The sequence below is a fragment of the Rhodococcus sp. CX genome (assembly GCF_015865005.1).
Taxonomy (GTDB): Bacteria; Actinomycetota; Actinomycetes; order Mycobacteriales; family Mycobacteriaceae; genus Rhodococcus.
This window is the reverse complement of sequence record NZ_JADZGH010000034.1, coordinates 61,183-81,618: the sequence shown is the minus strand read 5'-3', so window position 1 is coordinate 81,618 and position 20,436 is coordinate 61,183. Positions and strand designations below refer to the sequence as shown.

Annotated in this window: 23 protein-coding genes; 21 read left to right on the top strand and 2 right to left on the bottom strand. The window is 69.8% G+C overall.

All coding sequences use genetic code 11. The features are described from left to right. Positions 1-25 precede the first annotated feature (25 nt). From I0Q12_RS03380 to I0Q12_RS03355, 6 genes are all read left to right on the top strand, one after another. Entirely contained in the window at positions 26-871 is an 846-nt protein-coding gene (locus I0Q12_RS03380) for a thioesterase family protein (protein ID WP_197250591.1), read from the top strand. Positions 872-937: 66 nt separating this feature from the next. Then, positions 938-1,756, top strand: a complete 819-nt coding sequence (gene proC / locus I0Q12_RS03375) for a pyrroline-5-carboxylate reductase (RefSeq protein WP_197250590.1) — start codon at positions 938-940, stop codon at positions 1,754-1,756. Between the two features lie 145 nt (positions 1,757-1,901). Then, positions 1,902-2,141 (top strand): helix-turn-helix domain-containing protein, encoded by a 240-nt coding sequence (locus I0Q12_RS03370; RefSeq protein WP_197250589.1) that lies wholly within the window; start codon positions 1,902-1,904, stop codon positions 2,139-2,141. A gap of 197 nt (positions 2,142-2,338) precedes the next feature. Beyond that, positions 2,339-2,440 carry a 30S ribosomal protein bS22 gene (locus I0Q12_RS03365; RefSeq protein WP_003402602.1) on the top strand — a complete coding sequence of 34 codons (102 nt, stop codon included), beginning with the start codon at positions 2,339-2,341 and terminating at the stop codon, positions 2,438-2,440. 239 nt (positions 2,441-2,679) lie between these two features. Further along, on the top strand, positions 2,680-3,747 hold the full coding sequence (locus tag I0Q12_RS03360; RefSeq protein ID WP_197250588.1) for an NAD-dependent epimerase/dehydratase family protein: 1,068 nt from the start codon (positions 2,680-2,682) through the stop codon (positions 3,745-3,747). Next, positions 3,744-4,742, top strand: coding sequence for a lysophospholipid acyltransferase family protein (locus I0Q12_RS03355; RefSeq protein ID WP_197250587.1), 999 nt, complete (start codon positions 3,744-3,746; stop codon positions 4,740-4,742). Before I0Q12_RS03360 ends, I0Q12_RS03355 begins: the two co-directional genes overlap by 4 nt. An 18-nt stretch (positions 4,743-4,760) precedes the next feature. Here the strand turns inward: I0Q12_RS03355 and I0Q12_RS03350 are convergent, their stop codons facing one another. Continuing rightward, the gene (locus I0Q12_RS03350) at positions 4,761-5,765 is read right to left on the bottom strand and encodes an HAD-IB family hydrolase (RefSeq protein ID WP_197250586.1); all 1,005 of its coding nucleotides are present in this window, start codon (positions 5,763-5,765) and stop codon (positions 4,761-4,763) included. 149 nt (positions 5,766-5,914) lie between these two features. On the opposite strand from I0Q12_RS03350, the gene I0Q12_RS31800 reads away from it, so the two are divergent. The 11 genes from I0Q12_RS31800 to I0Q12_RS03300 all read left to right on the top strand — a co-directional run bounded on the left by I0Q12_RS31800 (position 5,915) and on the right by I0Q12_RS03300 (position 15,194). Next, positions 5,915-6,256, top strand: coding sequence for a glutaredoxin family protein (locus I0Q12_RS31800; protein ID WP_197250585.1), 342 nt, complete (start codon positions 5,915-5,917; stop codon positions 6,254-6,256). Between the two features lie 159 nt (positions 6,257-6,415). Continuing rightward, positions 6,416-7,285, top strand: coding sequence for a redox-sensing transcriptional repressor Rex (locus tag I0Q12_RS03340; protein WP_197250584.1), 870 nt, complete (start codon positions 6,416-6,418; stop codon positions 7,283-7,285). After that, positions 7,282-8,703: a glutamyl-tRNA reductase gene (locus I0Q12_RS03335; RefSeq protein WP_197250583.1), complete on the top strand. Its 1,422-nt coding sequence runs from the start codon at positions 7,282-7,284 to the stop codon at positions 8,701-8,703. The genes I0Q12_RS03340 and I0Q12_RS03335 overlap by 4 nt, the downstream gene beginning before the upstream one ends. Then, positions 8,700-9,719 (top strand): hydroxymethylbilane synthase, encoded by a 1,020-nt coding sequence (gene hemC / locus I0Q12_RS03330; RefSeq protein WP_197250582.1) that lies wholly within the window; start codon positions 8,700-8,702, stop codon positions 9,717-9,719. Before I0Q12_RS03335 ends, hemC begins: the two co-directional genes overlap by 4 nt. 63 nt (positions 9,720-9,782) lie before the next feature. Continuing rightward, complete coding sequence (locus I0Q12_RS03325; RefSeq protein ID WP_197250581.1) at positions 9,783-11,348, top strand: bifunctional uroporphyrinogen-III C-methyltransferase/uroporphyrinogen-III synthase; 1,566 nt, start codon at positions 9,783-9,785, stop codon at positions 11,346-11,348. A gap of 72 nt (positions 11,349-11,420) precedes the next feature. Further along, entirely contained in the window at positions 11,421-12,398 is a 978-nt protein-coding gene (gene hemB / locus I0Q12_RS03320) for a porphobilinogen synthase (RefSeq protein ID WP_197250580.1), read from the top strand. A 56-nt stretch (positions 12,399-12,454) separates the two neighbouring features. Continuing rightward, positions 12,455-12,940 (top strand): hypothetical protein, encoded by a 486-nt coding sequence (locus I0Q12_RS03315; protein WP_197250579.1) that lies wholly within the window; start codon positions 12,455-12,457, stop codon positions 12,938-12,940. A gap of 103 nt (positions 12,941-13,043) precedes the next feature. Further along, positions 13,044-13,178 carry a hypothetical protein gene (locus I0Q12_RS34585; RefSeq protein ID WP_269437511.1) on the top strand — a complete coding sequence of 45 codons (135 nt, stop codon included), beginning with the start codon at positions 13,044-13,046 and terminating at the stop codon, positions 13,176-13,178. A 47-nt stretch (positions 13,179-13,225) separates the two neighbouring features. Beyond that, on the top strand, positions 13,226-13,702 hold the full coding sequence (locus tag I0Q12_RS03310; protein WP_197250578.1) for a hypothetical protein: 477 nt from the start codon (positions 13,226-13,228) through the stop codon (positions 13,700-13,702). Positions 13,703-13,772: 70 nt separating this feature from the next. Next, entirely contained in the window at positions 13,773-13,976 is a 204-nt protein-coding gene (locus tag I0Q12_RS03305) for a heavy-metal-associated domain-containing protein (protein ID WP_197250577.1), read from the top strand. 21 nt (positions 13,977-13,997) lie between these two features. Further along, positions 13,998-15,194: a sorbosone dehydrogenase family protein gene (locus I0Q12_RS03300; protein ID WP_197250576.1), complete on the top strand. Its 1,197-nt coding sequence runs from the start codon at positions 13,998-14,000 to the stop codon at positions 15,192-15,194. Between the two features lie 3 nt (positions 15,195-15,197). Here I0Q12_RS03300 and I0Q12_RS03295 read toward each other — a convergent pair whose 3' ends face one another. Beyond that, complete coding sequence (locus I0Q12_RS03295; protein ID WP_197250575.1) at positions 15,198-17,132, bottom strand: acyl-CoA dehydrogenase; 1,935 nt, start codon at positions 17,130-17,132, stop codon at positions 15,198-15,200. Between the two features lie 181 nt (positions 17,133-17,313). Between I0Q12_RS03295 and hemL the strand changes: the two genes are divergently transcribed. The 4 genes from hemL to I0Q12_RS03275 form a co-directional block, all read left to right on the top strand. Beyond that, positions 17,314-18,639: a glutamate-1-semialdehyde 2,1-aminomutase gene (gene hemL, locus I0Q12_RS03290; RefSeq protein ID WP_197250574.1), complete on the top strand. Its 1,326-nt coding sequence runs from the start codon at positions 17,314-17,316 to the stop codon at positions 18,637-18,639. A gap of 57 nt (positions 18,640-18,696) precedes the next feature. Then, the gene (locus I0Q12_RS03285; protein ID WP_197250573.1) at positions 18,697-19,347 is read left to right on the top strand and encodes a histidine phosphatase family protein; all 651 of its coding nucleotides are present in this window, start codon (positions 18,697-18,699) and stop codon (positions 19,345-19,347) included. Continuing rightward, a complete protein-coding gene (locus I0Q12_RS03280; protein ID WP_197250572.1) occupies positions 19,344-19,949 on the top strand; it encodes a TlpA disulfide reductase family protein in 606 nt (201 codons plus the stop codon). Before I0Q12_RS03285 ends, I0Q12_RS03280 begins: the two co-directional genes overlap by 4 nt. A gap of 95 nt (positions 19,950-20,044) precedes the next feature. Continuing rightward, positions 20,045-20,436 (top strand): cytochrome c biogenesis protein CcdA (locus tag I0Q12_RS03275; protein ID WP_307845999.1); only part of this gene is annotated, 392 nt, incomplete at its 3' end.

Below are 20,436 nucleotides of genomic sequence, written 5' to 3'. Positions count from 1 at the left end.
ACCCCCGCCCCCGACAGGAGCAGCAGTGACCGAGCTCGGCCCCCACCCGTTCCGCGACCTCACCACCGTCGACGCCCTCGGCGACGGCCGATGGCGCGCCCACATCCATCCGACCTGGACGATCGGGCCCAAGGTCCACGGCGGCTGCATGCTCGCCGTGTGCGCCGCCGCCGCGCGCCGGACGCTGCTCGCCGACGACACCGGCGACAGCGCGATTCAGCCTCTCGCCGTGAGCGCCTCGTTCGTGGCGGCACCGGACGCGGGGGATGTCGACCTGATCACCACGGTCCGCAAGCAGGGTAAGCAGGTCTCCCTCGTCGACGTCGAACTCGTGCAGGGCGACCGCGTGGCCGTGCGGGCCTCGATCACCCTCGGCCGCCCCGACGAGGGCGACGACGTGTTCGCCGCGGCACAGCCGCTCGCGGACCTGCCGGCCGAACCGACGCTCGGATCGAGGCTGGTGACGCCGGAGCATCCGATGGGGAAGATCGTCAACGTGAGCGGCGGCGCGGACTTGTGCGTCGACGAGACGAGTGCGCACTTCCTCGCGGGACGACAGGGTGAACCGGTCGTACGGATGTGGGCACGACCGCGTGCCGAGGACGAGGCCGACCGGAACACCGCGGCGCTGTTCGCGCTCATGGCGGGGGACATCTCCGCGCCGGTCGCGATGAACCTCGGCCGGTTCGGCTGGGCGCCGACCGTGCAGCTGACCGCATACCTGCGTCGGCTTCCGCAGCCGGGCTGGTTGCGCGTCATGGCGAGCAGCACCGTCCTCGGCGGCACGTGGTTCGAGGAGGACCACACCGTCGTGGACTCCACCGGTGCCGTCGTGGTGCAGAGTCGCCAGCTCGCGATGATGCCCCGGTAGGTAGGGGCTCTCCGCCCCGGTAGGGCGGCCTAGGCCCGGTTCCGGCGGCGTGGCAGGCTTACGGCCATGACGAGAATTGCGGTTATCGGTGGCGGCAGAATCGGCGAGGCCCTCGTCTCGGGCCTGCTGCAGGGTGGATTCGCGACGAAGGACCTCGTCGTCTCCGAGAAGTTCCCGGCCCGAGCCGAGACGCTGGCCCAGGAGTACTCGATCCGCGTGACCGGCTCCGTCGCGGACGCCGCCGAAGGCGCCGACGTCCTGGTCGTCGCGGTCAAGCCCGGTGACGTGGACGCCGTCCTCAACGACCTGGCCAACGCGGACCTCGAGGGTGATCGCGAACAACTGCTGCTGTCGCTGGCGGCGGGGATCCCCACCGCGCGGTACGAGAACAAGCTGCCCGCCGGCTTCCCGGTCGTGCGGGCCATGCCGAACACTCCGATGCTCGTGGGCGAGGGTGCCAGCGTCATCGCTGCGGGCCGGCATGCCAAGGCCGACCACCTCGAGCTGGTGCGCGAGATCCTGTCGTCCGTCGGCACCGTGACGGTCGTCCCCGAATCCCAGATCGACGCGGTCACCGCGGTGTCCGGTTCCGGTCCGGCCTACTTCTTCCTGATCGCCGAGGCGATGATCGACGCCGGTGTCTCGCTCGGCCTCAGCCGCGCGGTGGCGACCGAACTGGTCGTCCAGACGATGACCGGTTCGGCGGCGATGCTCGACCGCTCCGGGGAGAACGCGGCGGACCTCCGCGCGGCGGTCACCTCGCCCGGCGGAACCACCGCGGCGGCCGTCCGCGAACTCGAACGCCACGGGGTGCGCACTGCCTTCTACGAGGCGCTGACCGCAGCCCGCAACCGGTCGGCCCAGCTCGGCTCAACCGGAGAGTAGAACACGGACGGATCGGACGGCGTGTCAAATTCGTCGTCCGCACCGTCGCACAGGAACCAATCGTCACGCTAAGCTCGGATTAGCACGTGCGTGTCTGTTCCGCCGGAGGGGAAGCCGGCGGCGCGGGACGTGCCGGAGGTGTCCAATGGTTTCTGGAAACACACCGTCGAAGGGGCAACAGCCTCAGGACGGACAGTCGGTCCTCGCCGGCACCCAGTTCCTCACCGTGGCCGAGGTTGCGGCGTTGATGCGGGTATCGAAGATGACCGTGTACAGGTTGGTCCACAGTGGCGAGCTGCCTGCCGTGCGCGTGGGACGGTCGTTCCGCGTCCACGCAAAGGCCGTTCACGACTACTTGGAGACTTCGTACTTCGACGTCGGGTAACTGTCGTCGGGCGCATCGACGAGCGGAGCGGACCTCGTTTTCGTTCGGCGGATTCGCCCCGGTACGATTGCAAGTCGTCGTACCGGCCAGCCGGTGTCGTAAGGCGCTGCGCTCGTCACCACGGGGCCCAGCGTCGACATACAGGCGTACGTCACCGGCGTGCGCAGGACCGATAGAGAGAACGAGGGAAGCCCACCATGGGTTCTGTGATCAAGAAGCGCCGCAAGCGCATGTCGAAGAAGAAGCACCGCAAGCTGCTCCGCCGTACGCGCGTTCAGCGTCGTAAACTCGGCAAGTAATTTCGACATTCCGGGGGTGATTCGTCCGTTGTGCGGACTTCGGGAAGAGTGTTGACCTCTGTGTAATGCGGTGTCGCGCAACTCACCGTATTGTTGGGACCCATACCGCGCGAGAGTCGTTCCGTGATACGAGTCGATTCGGTCGACACCACGAGGTCGGTCTGCCGACATGACGAGCGCCGGTTCGCCGAGCACGTGGGGTCCGGAGAGCCGGTAGGTCTGGAAACAGGGGGTTGTGCGTGACTTCGACTGCTGACATCGAGCCGCCGAAGGTAGCTCTGGTGACCGGTGCCAGCCGTTTCCTCGGCGGATTCCTCGTCACCCGGCTCGCTCAGAATCCGGCGATCGAAAGGGTCATCGCGGTCGACACCCAGTCGCCCACCAAGGACATGCTCCGCCGCATGGGCCGCGCCGAGTTCGTCCTCGCCGACATCCGGAACCCCCTGATCGGCAAGGTCATCCGCAACATGGACGTCGACACCGTCGTCCACGCGTCGACGGTGACCAAGGCGCCCAAGTCCGGTAGCCGCACCGCCATGAAGGACATGAACGTCCTCGGTGCCATGCAGTTGTTCGCGGTGTGCCAGAAGGTGCCGTCCGTCCGGCGCGTGGTGCTGCGGTCGTCGTCGGTGGTGTACGGATCCAGCGCCAAGGACCCCGCCAAGTTCACCGAGGAGATGAGCGCCCGTCGTCGGCCGACCGGCGCCTTCGCCCGCGACATGATCGAGATCGAAGGTTATCTGCGGGGTCTGGCCCGCCGGCGCAGCGACATCTCGACCACGATCCTGCGGCTCGCCCCGACCGTCGGGAACCGGATGCCCGGTTCGGTGTCCACATATCTGACCTCGCCGTTGGTGCCGACCGTGTTCGGGCGCGACGCCCGGCTGCAATTGCTGCACGAAGAGGATGCGCTGGGCGCACTCGAACGAGCCACCGTCGCCGGTCCCGCCGGGACCTTCAACATCGCCGGGGACGGCGTCGTGATGGTCTCGCAGGCCGTCCGCCGCGCGGGCGGGATCCCGGTTCCCATGCCGTACGGGCTCTTCCGCACGGCGGGACAGGCCCTCATGGGATCCGTCATGAAATCGTTCACCAAGGAAGAACTCGACTACTTCCACTTCGGTTGCGGACTCGACACCACCCGGATGCGTACCGAACTCGGGTTCGAGCCGCGCTGGACGACGATGGACGCACTCGACGACTTCGCCCGCAGCATCGGGCTGAGCCGCATCGTGAAGACCGAATGGGTCGATCGAGCCGAATCGATGGTGCTCTCCGCACTGGGAGAGAGGACGGAGGCGCGATGACGCAGGTTGCAAAGGTCATTCCGCTGCACGGCGGACCGAATGCGCAGCGCCGCGGCGGTGCGAGACCCGGCAGCGGTCATCCCGCCGGCCGCGACCTCGAGCCCTTCGATCTGCCGAAACAGCACACCCCGGCGGACGGTTTCCTCGACGACCTCCGCCGGACCCTGATCGAGCAGGTCACCGGGACCGCCGAGTTCGTGCGGCGCCGCATGACCGGTGACTACGACGTCGACGACTTCGGATTCGATCCGCACTTCACCGAGCACGTCGTGATGCCGGTGCTGCGGCCGCTGTTCGACAAGTGGTTCCGCGTCGAGGTCCGTGGCATCGACAACATCCCCGCCGACGGCAGCGCCCTCGTCGTCGCCAATCACGCCGGCACCCTGCCGCTCGACGCGCTGATGACCTCGGTCGCGGTGTGGGACCAGGCCCACCGGCCGCTGCGGATGCTCGCCGCCGACCTCGCCTTCGACATGCCGGTCATCGGCAACGTCGCCCGCAAGGCCGGCCACACACTCGCCTGCCACCCGGACGCCGAGCGGCTGCTGCGCGACGACCAGGTGGTCGCGGTGTTCCCCGAGGGCTACAAGGGCCTGGGCAAACCGTTCCGCGAGCGGTACAAGCTGCAGCGGTTCGGCCGCGGTGGATTCGTGTCCGCGGCACTGAAGACGCGCGCCCCGATCGTGCCGTGCTCGATCGTCGGTTCGGAGGAGATCTACCCGAACATCGCCGACCTCACGTCGCTCGCGCGGGTGCTCGGCCTGCCCTACTTCCCCGTCACGCCGTTGTTCCCGGCCCTCGGTCCGCTCGGCCTCGTGCCGCTGCCGTCGAAGTGGTACATCGAGTTCGGCACCCCGATCACCACCGACGTGTACGACGACGCGGCCGCCGACGACCCGATGGTGCTGTTCGAGGTCACCGACCACGTGCGGGAGACCATTCAGCAGACGCTGTACAAGCTGCTCACCCGGCGCCGCAACGTCTTCCTCGGCTGACGCGCACCGGAACCGGAACTACGCGGCGCGGTCCCGCCGCCGCCCGAGCAGGACCGCGAGCGCTCCGCCCGCCGCACCGATCCCCAGCGCGGTCGGCACACCGATCCGCGCGGCCTTGCGGGCGGTCCGGAAATCCCGGATCTCCCAGCCGCGGGTCTTTGCGAGTTCCCGCAGGTCCGCGTCGGGATTGATCGCGACGGCCGTACCCACCAGCGACAGCATCGGCACGTCGTTGTGGCTGTCGGAGTAGGCCGTGCACCGCTTGAGGTTCAGGCCCTCCCGGATCGCCAGGGCACGCACCGCGTGCGCCTTGCCGAGCCCGTGCAGGATGTCGCCGACGAGCCGGCCCGTGAAGACGCCGTCCTTCGATTCGGCGACCGTACCCAGGGCGCCGCTCAACCCGAGCCGCTTGGCGATGACGTCGGCCAGTTCCACCGGGGTCGCGGTGACCAGCCACACCTGCTGGCCCGCGTCGAGGTGCATCTGCGCGAGCGCGCGCGTGCCCGGCCAGATCTTGTCGGCGATGATCTCGTCGTAGATCTCCTCTCCCAGGCGGCGCAGTTCCTCCGTCGACCGTCCCTGCACGAACGACAACGCCTTCTCGCGGCCGCTCGCGACGTCGTTCGAGTTCTCCTTGCCGGTGACCCGGAACTTCACCTGCTGCCAGGCGAACTCGAGCAGATCGGTCTTGCGGAAGTAGTCCCGCGCGACCAGACCCCGGGCGAAATGGATGATCGAGGCGCCCTGCACCATCGTGTTGTCGACGTCGAAGAACGCCGCCGCGGTCAGATCGCGCGGCGCGGGGGTCGCGGCCTCGGTTTCGATCCCGGCCTCGACCTCGGCCTCGGCGCGCGCCTCGTGCAGCGCCAGTGCGGCGTCGGCGCTGGCCTCACCGGCCAGGTTCGCGCGCACCTCGGCCTCGCTGGGACCGAACTTGCTGAACCACCGGCGGCGTCCCGGTCGGATGAGGCCGGACAGAAACTCGCCGATTCCCCACCCGTACGGCAATGAACGTCCAGGCACTCGCACCTCCGTGTCACGACGGCCGTGTCGCCGCGGGCAACGGACGACGCGCCCAGCCTAGCCCGCGACCGGACCGCATTCCGGGCGGGAGCGAACGCACGGACCGGGTGTGACGTTCATCTCGACCGGCGATGGCGCACAGTAGGGGAATGACAGAGCCTCGACAGGACGCCGCCGGCGCCTCCGCACCCGCCCACGAAGTCACTCTCCTCGTCCGCGCCGCAGCCGGCGCGGACGAGGAGAGTGACTTCGTGGGCGGGTGCGGAGGCGCCGGCTGCGGCGCGTGCGCGCCCGCACGCGCTCGGCTCGAGCAGGTGTGCGAGGAGTTCGGGCTCACTCCGACATGCGTCGACGTCGACGCCGCTGCCGCAACGGATCCCGAGCTGCGCGCCGAATTCGGGGACCGGTTGCCGGTCGTTCTACTCGACGGCCGCGAGCACAGTTACTGGGAGGTGGACGAGCCGCGACTCAGGGCCGATCTCGCTCGCTGACCACGGTCGGCGCGGTCCGTCGCGCAGGTAGCGAGCACATTCGGGGCCCTTCGAGCAACTTTGTGCATGGCTTCACAAGCGGTTACCGTGGTGTGAACGAAACCCCGGATCACCGTGAGGACCGACGTGTATCCGTCGGCCGGACGAGGAGCCACGAACGTGACAGAGCTGCACCCCCCGCAGGGCGACGACGCCCGCGACAACGCCGGGGGCGGCGGGGGTGCCTCTCCCGGAGTTCCGGTGCGCGACATCCCTCAGGCTACTGTGACGCGTCTCGCGACCTATCTGCGGGTCCTCGGTGGGCTCGCGGACGCCGGGACGCTCATCGTCTCGAGCGAGGAACTCGCGACCGCGTCCGGGGTCGGATCCGCCAAACTCCGCAAGGACCTGTCGTTCCTCGGCCCCAACGGGGTTCGCGGCGTCGGCTACGACGTGCTGCGCCTGCAGGCGCGCATCGAGAACGCGCTCGGCCTGGACCAGGGACACCGCGTGGTGCTGGTCGGCGTCGGCAATCTCGGTCGTGCGCTCGCCCGGTACCCGGGTTTCGACCGCCGCGGATTCACCATGGCCGGCCTGTTCGACTCCGATCCGCAGATCGTCGGCACCCGTGTGGGCGATCTGACGATCCGCCACGTCGACGGCCTCGAGTCCGGTGCCCGCGAACTCGGCGCGACCATCGGGGTCGTCGCGACACCCGGTGAGGCCGCCCAGCAGGTGTGCGACGTCCTGGTCCGTTCCGGGGTGCGCAGCGTCCTGAGCTTCGCTCCGACGCCGCTCGAGGTGCCCGAACACGTCGAGGTCCGCCGCGTCGATCTTTCCGTCGAGATGCAGGTGCTCTCGTTCAACAGCGCCCGCAACGACGAACTCGCACACGCTGCCGGGGACGCACGTCCCACCGGAATGGGGCAGCCGATGAGTTCCCGCGCTACCGCGGTGAAGGCAACGAGCGCCCCGCACCGGGCCTCGTCCGGGAAGTCGGGCCCGCTGGGTTCGACCGTGACAAGAAACGGATCGGTGATCGCGCCGTGAGTGTTCTCCTCGTCGGGATCTCGCACCGGAGTGCCCCGGTGTCAGTGCTCGAGAAGGTCGCGGTCACCGACACCGACCGACCGAAGCTGACCGACAAGATGATGTCCTCCGGGCACATCTCCGAGGCGATGATCGTCTCCACCTGCAACCGGGTGGAGATCTACGCGGTCGTCGACGCGTTCCACGGCGCCCTGGCCGACGTCAGCGCACTGATGGCCGAGCATTCCGGTCTGACCCTGTCCGATCTGCACCGGCACGCCTACGTGCGGTACAGCGAGGCCGCCGCCGAGCACCTGTTCTCGGTCGCCAGCGGCCTGGACTCGATGGTCGTCGGGGAACAGCAGATTCTCGGCCAGATCCGCGCCGCCTATGCCAGCGCGGACGCGCAGCAGGCCGCGGGCCGGGCACTGCACGAACTCGCCCAGCAGGCGCTGCGCGTCGGCAAGCGCGTCCACAGCGAAACCGGTATCGACGCCGCCGGCGCCTCGGTGGTGTCGGTCGCGCTGGACAAGGCCGGTGCCCGGCTCGGTGGTCTCGCCGGCCGCACCGCCGCCGTCGTCGGTGCCGGTGCGATGGGCGGTCTCGCGGTCGCGCATCTGACCCGGGCCGGGATCGGGCGGATCATCGTGGCCAACCGCACGCGCGAGCGCGCCGAACGACTCGCCGAAACGGCCCGCGGCAACGGCGTCGAGGCCGAGGTGGTCGCGTTCGGTGATCTCGCGTCCGCGCTCGCCTGCGCGGATGTCGCGGTGACCTGTACCGGCGCGGTCGGAACCGTCGTGACCCTCGCCGACGCACACCGCGCGCTCGCCGAGCCCGGCCGCGGATCGGACCGCCCCCTCGTCATCTGCGACCTCGGCCTGCCGCGCGACGTCGACGCGTCCGTCTCGGGTCTTCCCGACGTCACCGTCTTCGACATGGAGGCGTTGCAGAACGATCCCGCCGCCGGCGCGGCCGCATCGGATGCCGAGGCCGCCCGCGCGATCGTCGCCGCCGAACTGTCCGACTACCTGACCTCTCAGCGTCTCGCCGAGGTCACCCCGACCGTCACCGCGTTGCGGCAGCGCGCCGCCGAGGTCGTCGAGGCCGAGCTGATGCGTCTCGAATCCCGGCTGCCCGATCTCGACGAGGGGGAACGCGGCGAGGTCGCGCGCACCGTCCGTCGCGTCGTCGACAAACTCCTGCACGCGCCGACCGTGCGCGTGAAACAACTGGCCTCCACTCCCGGCGGCGACCAGTACGCCGAGGCATTGCGTGAACTGTTCGAACTGCGTCCGGGTGCGGTCGAGGCCGTCGCCATGCCCATGACGAAGGAACCGGGTGCCCTGGCGGAGCCGGTCGGCACCGACCTGTCCGCAGCTCTCGATCCCGCCCTCACAACGGAGCTGCGGACTCCACGAAAGGACAGGCAGGCATGAGCGCCGAGGCCGCATCGGTCACCCGGAGCGACGACCGGGCCGGCAGCCGCACGTTGCGTATCGGAACGCGCGGCAGCCTCCTCGCGACCACGCAGGCGGGCACCGTCAGAGACGCACTGATCGCCGCCGGGCATCCCGCCGAGCTGGTGATCATCACGACCAAGGGCGACGTCACCGCAGGCCCGGTCCAGCGGATCGGCGTCGGCGTGTTCACCGCCGAACTGCGTGAGGCGCTGCTCGCCGGCGAGGTCGATCTCGCCGTGCACTCGTACAAGGACCTGCCCACCTTCCAGGATCCGCGCCTGGTCATCGCCGCGGTCCCGCCGCGCGAGGATCCCCGCGACGCGCTCGTCGCGCGGGACGGCCTGGTGCTGGGCGAACTGCCGCCCGGATCGAAGGTCGGCACGTCGGCGCCGCGTCGCCGCGCGCAGCTCGCCGCGCTCGGTCTCGGCCTCGACATCCAGCCGCTGCGCGGCAACATCGACACCCGGCTCGGCAAGGTCGAATCCGGCGAGCTCGACGCGATCGTCATCGCCCGCGCCGGTCTCTCCCGCATCGGCCGGACCGACCGCATCACCGAGTCCCTCGAACCGGTGCAGATGCTGCCGGCACCGTCGCAGGGGGCACTTGCCGTCGAGTGCCGTGCCGACGATCCGGAGATGATCGCCGTGCTCGCCGAGCTCGACGACCCGGCCAGCCGCGCCGCCGTCGACGCCGAGCGTGCACTGCTCGCCGAACTCGAGGCCGGGTGCACCGCGCCCGTCGGGGCGCTCGCCGAGGTCGTCGAATCCCTCGACGACGACGGCCGGGTGTTCGAGGAGCTGTCGGTGCGTGGCTGTGCCGCCGCGATCGACGGTTCCGACGCGATCCGCGCGAGCGCGGTCGGACCGCTCGAGCGTGCCACCGAGCTCGGTCGCGCCGTCGCCCGGGAGCTGCTCGACCTCGGAGCCCGCGACCTCATGGCCGCCGACGAAGGTGCCGGCAGACCGGCAGAAGAAAGTGCAGCAGATGTTTGACGCCCTGCCTTCCCGTTTCCGATTTCCCGATACCGCAGATTTGATCGCACTGGAGAATCACCGATGAGCCGAGTCCGCAAGCACACTCCCGGACGGATCCTGTTCGTGGGATCGGGGCCGGGCGACCCGGCGCTGCTCACCGTGCGCGCACGCGACGTGCTGACGAGCGCCACCATGGCCTTCACCGACCCCGACGTGGACAAGGCCGTCGTCGCGCTCGTCGGCCGCGACGCCGGCCGCGACCCGGAGACCGGGGAACCGATCGCCGAGGTCCGTCCCGCGCTGGGCGAGCCCGCCGAGGTCGCGAAGACGCTGGTCGCCGAGGCCAGGAACGGCCACGACGTGGTGCGTCTGGTCGCCGGGGATCCGATGACGACCGATTCGGTGATCGCCGAGGTCAACGCCGTCTCCCGCACCCAGGTGGTGTTCGAGGTCCTGCCGGGCCTGCCGTCCGGCTCGGCCGTCCCCAGCTACGCCGGCATGGCGTTGGGTTCGTGCCACACCGAGGTCGACGTCCGCGGCGAGGTGAACTGGGCTGCGCTTGCCGCCGCACCCGGCCCGCTCGTGCTGCACGCGACCTCCGGTCACCTGGCCGAGACGGCGAGTGCCCTCGTCGAGCACGGTCTCGCGCCGCAGACCCCGGCCGCGATCACGGTGCGGGGCACGACCCGTCAGCAGCGCACCGTCGAAGCGACCCTCGCGACCCTCAACGACGCCGGATCCGAGCTGGTGGGCCCGCTGATCGTCACGGTCGGCAAGGTCGTCTCGCACCGCAACAAGCTGTCGTGGTGGGAATCGCGCGCCCTGTACGGCTGGACGGTGCTGGTGCCGCGCACCAAGGATCAGGCCGGTGAGATGAGCGATCGTCTCGTCACCCACGGTGCGATTCCCATCGAGGTGCCGACCATCGCGGTCGAGCCGCCGCGCAGCCCCGCCCAGATGGAGCGGGCCGTCAAGGGCCTGGTGGACGGTCGCTACCAGTGGGTGGTGTTCACCTCCACCAACGCGGTGCGCGCGGTGTGGGAGAAGTTCGAAGCGTTCGGTCTGGACGCACGTGCGTTCTCCGGCGTGAAGATCGCCTGCGTCGGTCAGGCCACCGCGGACAAGGTGCGGTCGTTCGGTATCACCCCGGAGCTGGTGCCGACGGGGGAGCAGTCCAGCGAGGGCCTGCTCGCCGAGTTCGCGCCGTACGACGACGTGTTCGACCCGGTCAACCGGATCCTGCTGCCCCGCGCCGACATCGCGACCGAGACGCTCGCCGAGGGATTGCGCGAACGCGGCTGGGAGATCGACGACGTCACCGCGTACCGCACCGTCCGGGCCGCGCCGCCGCCGGCCGAGACCCGCGAGATGATCAAGACCGGTGGTTTCGACGCGGTGTGCTTCACCTCGTCGTCGACGGTCCGGAATCTCGTCGGTATCGCCGGTAAGCCGCACGCGCGCACGATCGTCGCCTGCATCGGTCCCAAGACCGCGGAGACCGCGATCGAGTTCGGTCTGCGGGTCGACGTGCAGCCCGAGACCGCGCAGGTCGGTCCGCTGGTCGAGGCGCTCGCCGAGCACGCCGCCCGGCTGCGCGCCGAGGGCGCTCTGCCGCCGCCGCGCAAGAAGTCCCGAGCCCGGCGCTGACTCCACTCGTGCGCGGTTTCGGTAGCCACCGCTACCGGAACCGCGCACGACTCGTATCGGAAGGTGTGAACCGTGTATCCGGAATTTCGTCCCCGCAGGCTGCGTACCACCCCGGCGATGCGGCGACTCGTCGCCGAAACCTCGCTCGAGCCAAGACATCTGGTGCTGCCGATGTTCGTCGCCGACGGGATCGGCGCACCCCGCGAGATCTCGTCGATGCCCGGCGTCTTCCAGCACACGTTCGACTCGCTGCGGGCCGCGGCGACGACGGCGGTCGAGGCGGGCGTCGGCGGTCTGATGCTGTTCGGTGTGCCGCGCCCGGAGGACAAGGACGCGCGCGGATCCGGCGCCACCGATCCCGACGGGGTGCTCAACCGGGGGCTGCGGGATCTGCGCGACGAACTCGGTGACGCGACGGTGATCATGGCCGACACCTGTCTCGACGAGTTCACCGATCACGGGCACTGCGGTGTGCTCACCGAGTCCGGGCGGGTCGACAACGACGCGACACTCGAGCGCTACGCGGAAATGGCTGTGGCGCAAGCAGAGTCGGGTGCGCATCTGCTCGGTCCGAGCGGAATGATGGACGGGCAGGTCGCGACGATCCGCGCGGCTCTCGATGCGGCCGGCTTCCAGGACGTCGGGCAGCTGGCGTACGCGGCCAAGTATGCGTCGGCGTTCTACGGCCCGTTCCGCGAGGCCGTCGGATCGTCGCTCGAAGGTGATCGCCGTACCTACCAACAGGATCCGGCGAACCGGCGCGAGGCGCTCCGGGAGGTCGACCTAGATCTCGCCGAGGGGGCGGACCTGGTGATGGTCAAGCCGGCGATGTCCTATCTCGACATCCTGCGCGAGGTCGCGGATCGTTCCGACGTTCCCGTTGCGGCGTACCAGATTTCGGGAGAGTACTCGATGATTACGGCCGCCGCGCAGAACGGCTGGATCGACCGTGACGCCGCCGTCCTCGAGTCGCTGACGAGCATCCGTCGCGCCGGCGCCGACATCGTCCTGACCTACTGGGCCGCCGAGGCTGCAGGCTGGTTGTCGTGACCGGGCCCATGCCGATGCCCACGCCGGGGCAGAGGCCGGTCGGTGAACAGCGTCCGATGCCCGTCGACGTCGGAACGGCGTACCAATTGTGGTGTGGCGTCCTGATTCTCGGAATTGTGTCGGCGGTCACAAGTCTGGCCGTGATGTGGCGTGATCGTCAGGCGTTCGTCGATCGATTGATGGATCAGATGCCGGAGATGTCCGGATCCGAGGCGATGACGCGCGACGATTTCCTCGCGCTGATTCCGTTCGGTCTGGGCGTGGCGGCGGTCGGCAGCTTCGTGATTCTCGGCTTGCTCTATCTCGTCGTGCGACAGATGCGCCGCGGAAAGAACTGGGCGCGCATGCTGTTGACGCTGGTCGGGGTCTTCATGACCCTGTCGACGGTGCCGACGCTGTTCGGCGTGGGCGCCGGTACGGGCGTCGAAGGCTGGGTGCTCGGCATCGTCGGCATCCTCCAGTCGGTGCTGACGGTGGGCGCGATCGTACTCATGCATCGGCGCGACGCAAATCTGTACTTCCTTCGGATTCCTAATAATTGAGCTTACGGAGAGGGTTTCATTCGGCTATTTGACCTTGCGCGCGTAGGGAGTACGGTGGGCTCGACCAACGGTCTGTGGCCGTACCCGACGAGCGTGAGGACTCATGCAGGTGGAACACCCGTACGTGGAACCGCGACCCTACAGCCGTCGACGTGAGGCGCTCCTGATCGGCCTCATCGCAGTCCTGGGTCTCGTGACGCTCGTGCTCCTGGTCGTTCCCGGCACCTTCTCGGCCTGACGGACTGCTGCACCCGACGGACGGCTCACGTTGAACGGCGTCTCACGTTGAACGGCAGTGCGCCCGCGCCGCTGTTCCACGAACCCGGCGCCCGCTGGCGGGCGGTCGCGTCGGGTCCGCTGTTCTGCCTCGTCGGTCTGCTGATCGAAGTGGCGACCGGGCCGGTCGTGCACTGGTTCGCGCTGCCGGTGATGGCGGTGGTACTGGCCGTTTTCGCGTACATCATGGTCGTCGCAGGCCGTCGGCACGTGAGTGTCGAACTGACCGAGACGGTGCTGCGGCAGGGGACCGAGGAGCTGCCCGTCGCCGACATCGAGGCGGTCCTGCCACCCGCAGATCCCGCGTCGCGGGACCCGGCCCGCTGGGAGAATGCGCGCACCCTCGGGGAGCTGTCCGGCGTACCGCGCAAGCGCACCGCCGTCGGATTGCGGTTGCGCGGTGGCACGTTCGTGAGGGCGTGGGCGAAGGACGATGCGGAGCTGCGCAGGTGCCTCGACGGCCTCGTGAGCGGGCGTGCGCGCTGACGGACCTGATGACGGCAGGTACCCCCTGGGGGTATCGTCGGTGGTGATGTCGAGACTCGAAGGAGCCACAATGCAGAACACCTACCGTGTCGAGGGCATGACCTGCGGACACTGCGTCTCCGCCGTGCGCGAGGAGATCTCCGCGATCCCCGGTGTCTCCGAGGTGGACGTGAATCTCGAGACCGGCACCGTCGTGGTTGTCAGCGACATCGAGTTGGATCCGAAGGCCGTCGCGGATGCCGTCGACGAAGCCGGATACGCGCTCGTCGCCTGATCCCGTGACCCGGCCGGCATCATGAGCAGCAGACTGCGCAGGACCGCCGGGTCCCTCCTGGCCGCCGCCACACTCGTGTGTGCGGCGGCCTCGTGCACGAACGCGGAGCCGCCCAGGACACCGGTGGCTAAGCCGCCCGGGGATACGGTGGAGGAAACCTCCGTGACGGTCCCCGCCGTGAGCGCCCCGCCGTCGGTCACCGTCGAGATACTGATCGACGGGCTGGACCATCCGTGGGACGTCGTCCGGGCTCCCGACGGCACGCTCCTCACCGGCGAGCGCGGCGGGCGTTTCGTCGTCCGCCGCCCGGACGGGCAGGTCACCGCGCTGCAGGCCGACCTGTCCGACCTCTACGCGGTCGGGGAGACCGGCCTGATGGGGCTGGCCCTGTCCGACGACTTCGCCACCGACCGGACCTTCTACTCGTGCCAGGGTCACCGCGACCCGGACGACGTGCGCGTGCTCGCCTGGACGGTCGACCCCGACTGGACCACCGCCACCCGGGTCCGCACCGTGGTCTCCGGCATGCCGGTCGCCGCGGGCGGCCGCCACGCCGGCTGCCGGATCCTCGTCCACCCGGACGGCACCCTCTACGTGGGCACCGGCGACAGCGCCCGCCCCACCGTCCCGCAGGACCGGGCGAGCCTCGGCGGCAAGGTGCTGCACCTGAACCCCGACGGAACACCCGCCGCCGGCAACCCCGATCCCGGCAGCCCGATCTACACCCTCGGCCACCGGAACGTGCAGGGACTGGCACTGCAGCCCGGCACCGGGCGCATCTATGCCGTCGAACAGGGCACCCGCCGCGACGACGAGGTCAACCTGCTCGAACCCGGCGGCAACTACGGCTACCGGCCCGACCGGGAACCCGGCCGCTACGACGAGTCGGTGCCCATGACCGACCCCGACCGGGTGCCCGGCGCGATCGGTGCGGTGTGGAGTTCCGGGTCCCCGACGATCGCGACACCGGGCCTCGCATTCGTCACCGGCGATGCGTGGGGGCCGTGGTCGGGAGCCCTCGTGGTCAGCAGCCAGCAGGCGGCCCGGCTGATCCTGCTGAAGCTGTCCGAGGACGGGCGCAGCGTCGTCGATTCCGCGACCCTGCTCGAAGACACCTACGGGCGGCTGCGGTCGCTGACCCCGCTGCCCGACGGTTCCCTGCTGGTGACCACGGACAACGGAGACGACGACCGCATCCTCCGGGTGATTCCGAACTGAGGTTCAGACCCGGCCCGCGTCGGTTCCCGGCCCGTCGAGCATCGCCGACCCCAGCAGGAATTCGGGCACGCCGAGTCCCTCGACGAGCGTCGCCGCGTGCGGGCGCAACGTCCGGCACCGCTCGTTGATGCCGCGCAGCACCGCCTTCGCCCGCTCCACGGACAGGTGCCGATGCTCCATGAACCACGCCTTGTCGTCCTCGATGACGCTCAGCGCGTACAGATCGCACACGTCCGACAGCAGTTCCCGGGCCGTCTCGTCCTCGCACGACTCGATCCCGGCGACGAACGCCTCGAGCACGACCCGGTCGATGTGTGCGCGGGCCGCGTGCAACACGTGGTCCTGCACGAAGTTGAACGCGTCGAACTGGCTCTCCTCCCGCTTCGACGCCGCCTGCAGCCGCCGCGCCGCCGTCGAGAGCAGGTACTGCTCGCGGTCCTCGAACATCGTGAGCTGCGTGCCCCGGTTGAACAGGCTGCCGTCCTCCTCGTTGTCCTGCCGGGTGTCGACGAGCGTCTGGATGATCTGCTGCGCCGCGGTGCGCTTCTTGACGATGTCGGAGACGGTGGTCGCCGCGAATCGCATCCACTCGACCGGGCTCATGCCACGCACCTCGTCGGCGTACGCGGTGAGCAGTTCCTTCGCGACGAGCTGGGTCAGGACGTGGTTGTCGCCCTCGAAGGTGGTGAACACGTCCGTGTCCGCCCGCAGCGACGTCAGCCGGTTCTCGGCCATGTAGCCGGCGCCGCCGCACGCCTCCCGGCACTCCTGGATCGCGCGGGTCGCGTGCTCGGTGTTCGCGACCTTCAGGCCCGCCGCGCGGCCCTCGAGCTCGCGCTGCTCCTGCGGGTCGACGTCCTCGACGGGGGTGGTCTGGATGCGGTGCATCGTCGAGATCAGCTCGTTCTGCGCGAACCCGAGCGCGTACGAGCGGGCGATGAGCGGCAACAGCCGGCGCTGGTGGACGAGGTAGTCGAGCAGCAGCACCTCCTGCTCGTCGTTCGGCGCGGAGAACTGGCGGCGCTGCAGCGCGTACTGCGTAGCGATCGTGAGCGCGACGCGCGCCGCGGCCCCGGCGGACCCGCCGACCGTGACGCGGCCGCGCACGAGGGTGCCGACCATGGTGAAGAACCGGCGGTTCGGGTTCTCGATGGGCGAGTGGTAGGTGCCGTCCGGGTCCACGTCCGCGTACCGGTTGAGCAGGTTCTCCCGCGGCACCCGCACCCCGTCGAAGCTGATGCGGCCGTTGTCGACGCCGGGCAGCCCGCCCTTGTATCCGCAGTCGGAGGTCGTCACGCCGGGCAGGTCGTTGCCGTGCTCGTCGCGGATCGGCACGACGAAGCAGTGCACACCCTCCGTCGCGCCGCCGGTGATCAGTTGCGCGAACACCGCCGCGACCGTCGCGTGCTGTGCCGCCCCGCCGATGTAGTCCTTGCGCGCGGACGGGGTGGGGGAGTCGATGACGAACTCCTGCGTGGCCGGGTCGTATGTCGCGGTCGTCTCGAGCGCCTGCACATCGCTGCCGTGGCCGGTCTCGGTCATCGCGAAGCACCCGAGCAACTCGAGGTCGATGAGCGGGCGGATGTAGCGCTCGTGGTGCCGCTGCGTGCCCAGGTTCTCGATGGCACCGCCGAACAGGCCCCACTGCACGCCCGACTTGACCATCAGCGACAGGTCCGACATCGCGAGCATCTCGATCGACGCGACCGCGCTGCCGGGGTCGCCGGTGCCGCCGCTCGCCTCCGAGAAACCGGCCGACGCGTAGCCGGCCTCGGCGAGCAGCCGCATCTGGTCGAGGACGGTCGCGCGGGCCCGGTCCAGATCGGGGATGTGATGGGGAGCGAATTCCTCCCGTGCCAGGTCGGTGCGGGCCCGGGAGCGGGCCTGCCGCCACGCGCCGTCGAGAGTGTCACGGAGATGATCAGCTGTGGTCGCCATGAATCCGACCCTAGGGCGGTGCCCCTGCTGGTGCTGCGGTTCCGCGTGCGGCACGCCGTGAACCGGGTGCCGTGAATCGGCGTTCCCGCCGGACAACCGGTGTTCCCGCCGGACCGAGACGGAGGTCACGCACGCCCGGGTGCCTTTTGGCAAATCCGCCGAAACTGGGACACTGGAGGTCGTGACTGCGACCCCCGATGCCTCCCGCACCCACGACACTGCTTCCGCCGCCCTGTTCGACCGGGCGTCGAAGGTGACGCCCGGAGGCGTCAACTCGCCGGTTCGAGCGTTCGGTTCGGTCGGCGGAACCCCCCGGTTCATCGCCTCGGCCTCGGGCAGCACCCTCACCGACGTCGACGGCAATTCCTATGTGGACCTGGTGTGTTCGTGGGGGCCGATGATTCTCGGCCACGCGCATCCCGCGGTCGTGGAGGCGGTCCGCACCGCCGCGACGTCCGGTCTGTCGTTCGGTGCGCCGACCGCCGGTGAGGTCGAACTCGCCGAGGAAATCGTGGCGCGCATCGCGCCCGTCGAACAGGTCCGGCTCGTCAATTCCGGGACCGAAGCGACGATGAGTGCGGTGCGTCTGGCGCGCGGATTCACCGGCCGCAGCAAGATCGTCAAATTTTCCGGGTGTTATCACGGTCACGTCGACGCGCTGCTCGCCGACGCCGGCTCCGGTCTCGCGACCTTCGGCCTGCCCACCTCCCCGGGCGTGACGGGCGCGCAGGCCGAGGACACCCTCGTGCTGCCGTACAACGACCTCGAGGCCGTCCGTGCCACGTTCGCCGCCAACCCGGGGCAGATCGCCGCCGTCATCACCGAGGCGGCCGCCGGCAACATGGGTACCGTCCCGCCGCTGCCCGGGTTCAACGAGGGACTGCGGGAGATCACCCGCGAGCACGGCGCGCTGCTGATCATGGACGAGGTGATGACCGGGTTCCGCGCGAGCGCCACCGGCTGGCACGGCATCGACGGGGTGGCCGGCGACCTGATGACCTTCGGCAAGGTGATGAGCGGTGGCCTGCCCGCCGCCGCATTCGGTGGCCGCGCCGACGTCATGGCCCGTCTCGCCCCCGCCGGCCCGGTCTACCAGGCCGGCACCCTCTCCGGTAACCCGGTCGCGGTCGCCGCGGGTCTCGCGAGCCTGCGCGCCGCCGACGCCGACGTGTACGCGGCCCTCGACCGCAACGCCGCGACCCTGGGCCGGCTGCTCGACGAGGCCCTCACCGCCGAAGGCGTGCCGCACCGCGTGCAGAACGCCGGCACCCTCCTCAGCGTCTTCTTCACCGACGCGCCGGTGACGAACTACGACGAGGCGAAGGCCGCGCAGACCTGGCGCTTCCCGGCGTTCTTCCACGCCCTGCTCGAGCACGGCGTGTACGCCCCGCCGAGCGCCTTCGAGACCTGGTTCGTCTCGTCCGCCCTCGACGACGACGCCTTCTCGCGGATCGCCGACGCCCTGCCGCACGCCGCGAAGGCCGCCGCGGCGGCGACCGCCCCCTGACCTGACCCGACCCGCCTCCATCCCGATCCGCTGACGCCCGACGCGAGGAATACCCACGTGACCGAAACCGTCCCGTCCGAGAAGCGCACCATCGTGCACGTGCTGCGGCACGGCGAGGTGCACAACCCCACCGGCATCCTCTACGGCCGGCTGCCGGGCTACCGGTTGTCCGTCACCGGTGAGTCGCAGGCACGGTCGGTGGCGGCGGTGCTCGCCGACCACGACATCGCGCACGTCGTCGCGTCCCCGCTGGAGCGCGCGCAGCAGACCGCCGCGCCGATCGCCGAGAAGCACGGACTGCCGGTCCTCACGGACGAGAACCTCATCGAGGCGGGCAACCAGTTCGAGGGCCTGAAGGTCGCGGTGGGCGACGGCGCGCTGAGCCGTCCCCGGCACTGGTGGAAGCTGCGCGACCCGTTCACCCCCTCGTGGGGCGAGCCCTACCTGCAGATCGCGCATCGCATGCTCGCCGCCGTCAACGCCGCGCGCGTCGCCGCGGTCGGCCGCGAGGCGGTGTGCGTGAGCCACCAGCTTCCGGTGTGGACGCTGCGCCGATTCCTCGAAGGGGAGCGGCTGTGGCACGACCCGCGGAACCGGCAGTGCAGTCTCGCGTCTCTGACGTCTCTGGTGTACGACGGGGACACCCTCGTCGACATCGTGTACTCGGAGCCGGCCGGGGCCTCCGACCCGAATGTGCACGGCGCATGAGAAGGATCTTCGTGGTCGTCGCGGCGCTGCTGTGCAGCGTCGCGGCTCTGACGTCGTGCGCGACCGGTGACGACGCCGTCGCCACCGGCGGCACGTTCGATTTCGTTTCCCCGGGCGGTCAGACCCGCATCTTCTACGATCCGCCGGCCGAACGAGGCACCCTCGGTGACCTGTCCGGTGAGGACCTGATGAACGAGGGGCAGACGCTCTCGCTCGCCGACTACGAGGGCCAGGTCGTCGTGCTGAACGTGTGGGGTCAGTGGTGTGCTCCCTGCCGCAGCGAGGTCGGGGACCTCGAGCAGGTGTACGAGTCGACCAAGGACCTGGGCGTGCAGTTCCTCGGCATCAATGTCCGCGACAACCAGCGTGACAAGGCGCAGGACTTCGTCGTCGACAACAAGGTGGCCTATCCGTCGATCTACGACCCGGCGATGCGGTCGCTGCTCGCGCTGGGCCGCAACTATCCGACCTCAGTGGTGCCGACGACCGTGGTGCTCGACCGCGACCATCGCGTCGCCGCGGTGTTCCTCACCGAACTGCTCGCCGAGGACCTGCAGCCGGTGGTCGAGCGGATCGCCGCCGAACCGGCCGGACAGCAGTGATGACGAGTACGGCAGTGACGACGAGTACCGCAGCGTTCTCCGCGACCGACGCCGACACGGTGCTGGCGTCCGGGGTGGGTGACACCTTCCAGTCGATGGCCGCGAGCGGGCCGCTGCTGCTCGCCGCCGGTGCGTGCCTGCTCGCCGGGCTCGTCTCGTTCGCGTCGCCGTGCGTGGTGCCGCTCGTTCCCGGCTACCTGTCGTACCTGGCCGGGGTCGTCGGTGCAGAAGCACCGGCGGTCACCGAGGCGCAGGCCCAGGCCCGCACGACGACGCTGCGCAGCGACGGCCGGTTGCGGGTCGCCGGCGCCGCAGCGCTGTTCGTCGCCGGGTTCACCGTGGTGTTCGTCCTGGCCACCGCGTCCGTCTTCGGCGCGATCTCGTTGCTCTCGGTCAACCGTGACGTCCTGATGCGGGTCGGCGGGGTCGTCACCATCGTCATGGGCCTGGTGTTCGTGGGCCTGATCCCGGCGTTGCAGCGCGACAC

Bases quoted from the DNA above. Each gene is read 5' to 3' on its own strand.
- proC (WP_197250590.1), top strand. From the start codon at position 938: ATGACGAGAATTGCGGTTATCGGTGGCGGCAGAATCGGCGAGGCCCTC.
- I0Q12_RS03370 (WP_197250589.1), top strand. From the start codon at position 1,902: ATGGTTTCTGGAAACACACCGTCGAAGGGGCAACAGCCTCAGGACGGA.
- I0Q12_RS03365 (WP_003402602.1), top strand. From the start codon at position 2,339: ATGGGTTCTGTGATCAAGAAGCGCCGCAAGCGCATGTCGAAGAAGAAG.
- I0Q12_RS03355 (WP_197250587.1), top strand. From the start codon at position 3,744: ATGACGCAGGTTGCAAAGGTCATTCCGCTGCACGGCGGACCGAATGCG.
- I0Q12_RS31800 (WP_197250585.1), top strand. From the start codon at position 5,915: ATGACAGAGCCTCGACAGGACGCCGCCGGCGCCTCCGCACCCGCCCAC.
- hemC (WP_197250582.1), top strand. From the start codon at position 8,700: ATGAGCGCCGAGGCCGCATCGGTCACCCGGAGCGACGACCGGGCCGGC.
- I0Q12_RS03325 (WP_197250581.1), top strand. From the start codon at position 9,783: ATGAGCCGAGTCCGCAAGCACACTCCCGGACGGATCCTGTTCGTGGGA.
- I0Q12_RS03315 (WP_197250579.1), top strand. From the start codon at position 12,455: ATGCCCGTCGACGTCGGAACGGCGTACCAATTGTGGTGTGGCGTCCTG.
- I0Q12_RS34585 (WP_269437511.1), top strand. From the start codon at position 13,044: ATGCAGGTGGAACACCCGTACGTGGAACCGCGACCCTACAGCCGTCGA.
- I0Q12_RS03305 (WP_197250577.1), top strand. From the start codon at position 13,773: ATGCAGAACACCTACCGTGTCGAGGGCATGACCTGCGGACACTGCGTC.
- I0Q12_RS03300 (WP_197250576.1), top strand. From the start codon at position 13,998: ATGAGCAGCAGACTGCGCAGGACCGCCGGGTCCCTCCTGGCCGCCGCC.
- I0Q12_RS03295 (WP_197250575.1), bottom strand. From the start codon at position 17,132: ATGGCGACCACAGCTGATCATCTCCGTGACACTCTCGACGGCGCGTGG.
- I0Q12_RS03280 (WP_197250572.1), top strand. From the start codon at position 19,344: ATGAGAAGGATCTTCGTGGTCGTCGCGGCGCTGCTGTGCAGCGTCGCG.